This window comes from Mycobacterium sp. (genome assembly GCF_035499775.1).
In the GTDB taxonomy this organism is placed as follows: Bacteria; Actinomycetota; Actinomycetes; order Mycobacteriales; family Mycobacteriaceae; genus Mycobacterium.
The window spans coordinates 1-2,580 of sequence record NZ_DATJYB010000228.1; the positions used below are offsets into that span (position 1 = coordinate 1).

The 2,580-nt window shown below is 69.7% G+C and carries 1 protein-coding gene; it reads left to right on the top strand.

Annotation, left to right across the window (positions count from 1 at the left end):
• Nucleotides 1–2,580, top strand: a 2,580-nt coding sequence (locus VML93_RS15260) for a condensation domain-containing protein (RefSeq protein WP_325611853.1), incomplete at both ends; no start/stop codon positions are given.

Sequence of the window (2,580 nt, forward strand, 5' to 3'; positions counted from 1 at the left end):
GGAATCCCCAAAGGTGTTGCGGTCAAACACCACAACGTCACCGCGCTGATCGGCTCGCTGAACGGCGGTCTGCCGGCCGCCGGGGTGTGGTCGCACAGTCACTCGCTGGCCTTCGACGTCTCGGTGTGGGAGATCTTCGGGGCCCTGTTGCGCGGGGGTCGGGTGGTGGTGATCCCCGAGCCGGTGACGCGCTCCCCGCAGGATTTCCACGAGGTGCTGCGTGCCGAGCGGGTCAGCGTGCTGACCCAGACGCCTTCGGCCCTGGCGGTATTGCCGACGGCGGGGTTGGAGTCCGTGGCCTTGGTGATGGCCGGCGAGGCCTGTCCGCCCGAGCTGGTCGACCGCTGGGCGCCGGGGCGCGTGATGATCAACGCCTACGGCCCCACCGAGACCACCATGTGTGTGGCCATCAGCGCCCCGCTCAAGCCCGGGCAGGGTGCGAAAGGCCCAGTGCCCATCGGGTCGCCGGTGCCCGGGGCGGCGTTGTTCGTGCTGGACGCCTGGTTGCGCCCGGTGCCCGCCGGCGTCGTCGGCGAGCTGTATGTGGCCGGCACCGGCGTCGGTGTCGGGTACGTGGGCCGCGCCGCGTTGACCGGGTCGCGATTTGTGGCGTGCCCGTTCGATGGCGCCGGTGATCGCATGTACCGCACCGGTGACCTGGTCTGCTGGCGCCCCGACGGGCAGCTGACCTATCTGGGTCGCGCCGACGAGCAGGTCAAGATCCGCGGGTATCGCATCGAACTCGGCGAAGTCCAGGCCGCGCTGTCCGCGCTGGACGCGGTGGGGCAGGCGGTGGTGATCCCCCGCGAGGACCGCCCCGGCGACAAGCGTCTGGTCGCTTATCTGACCGGCGCCGCCGACCCCGTGCGGGCGCGTGCCGTGCTGGCCGAGCGGTTGCCCGCGTACATGGTGCCGGCCGCGGTGGTGGCCGTCGACGCGTTGCCGTTGACCCCGAACGGGAAACTGGACATCCGCGCCCTGCCGGCCCCGGATTACACCGGCACCGAGTACCGCGCCCCCACCACCCCCACCGAAGAAATCCTGGCCGGCATCTACGCCCAAGTCCTCGGCGTGGACCGGGTCGGAGTAAACGACTCCTTCTTCGAGCTCGGCGGCGACAGCATCTCCGCCATGCGCCTGATCGCGGCCATCAACAGCAACCTCGACGCCGACCTCGCCGTCCGCACCATCTTCGAAGCACCCACCGTCGCTCAGCTGGCGCCGCGAATCGGAGTGGGCACGGGTGGCCTCCCGCGGTTGGTAGCCGGTGCGCGGCCCGCGGTGATTCCGTTGTCGTTCGGCCAAAACCGGCTGTGGTTCCTGGACCAATTGCAGGGGCCGTCAACGGTTTACAACATGCCCGCGGTGTTGCGGCTGCGTGGACCGCTCGATGTCTCAGCGTTCGGGGCGGCGCTGGCCGACGTGGTGGGCCGTCATGAAACCCTGCGCACGCTGTTCGCCGCCCCGGAGGGCATACCTCAGCAGGTGGTGGTGCCCGCCGAGCGGGCCGATTTCGGCTGGCGGATCATCGACGCCGGCGACTGGTCGACCGGCCGGCTGAGCGAGGCCGTCGAGGCGGTGGCGCGCCACCCGTTCGACCTGGCCGCCGAGATCCCGCTGCAGGTAAGGCTTTTCCGCGTCGCCGACGACGAGCACCTGCTGGTGGCGGTGGTGCACCACATCGCCGCCGACGGGTGGTCGTTGCGGCCCCTGGTCCGCGATATGGGTGTGGCGTATGCCGCCCGGTGCGCCGGGCAGGCCCCGGGGTGGGTGCAGCCGGCGGTGCAGTACGTCGATTACACGCTGTGGCAGCGCGCGCAGTTCGGGGATATCGACGACCAGGACAGTCGCATCGCCGGGCAGCTGGCGTATTGGCAGGGCGCCCTGGCCGGGATGCCCGAACATCTCGATCTGCCCACCGATCGGCCCTACCCGCAGGTGGCCGATCAGCGGGGTGCCTCGGTAGCGGTGGACTGGCCGAGCGAGTTGCAGCAGCAGGTTGCCCGGGTGGCCCGGGAGCACAACGCGACCAGCTTCATGATGGTGCAGGCCGCCCTGGCGGTGCTGTTGTCCAAGATCAGCGCGAGTTCCGATGTGGCCGTTGGGTTCCCGATCGCCGGGCGGCGCGACCCGGCGCTCGATGAACTCGTCGGGTTCTTCGTCAACACCCTGGTACTGCGGGTCGAGCTGGCCGGTGACCCCACCGTCGCCGAATTGCTGGCCCAGGTGCGGACGCGCAGTCTGGAGGCTTTCGAGCACCAGGATGTGCCGTTTGAGGTGCTGGTGGAACGGCTCAACCCCACCCGGAGCCTGACTCATCATCCGCTGGTGCAGGTGATGTTGGCCTGGCAGAACTTCGCCGGGCAGACCAGCGACCCGACGCTGACCTTGGGCGACCTGGAGGTCACGCCGCTGCCGTTCGAAACCCAGTCGGCCCGTATGGATCTGGTGTTCTCCCTGTCCGAACAGTGGAGCCAAGCCGGTGAGCCGGCCGGGATCGGCGGCAGGGTGGAATTCCGCACCGACGTGTTCGACGCGGCCAGCATCGAGGCGCTGGTCGAGCGGTTGCGACGGGTGTTG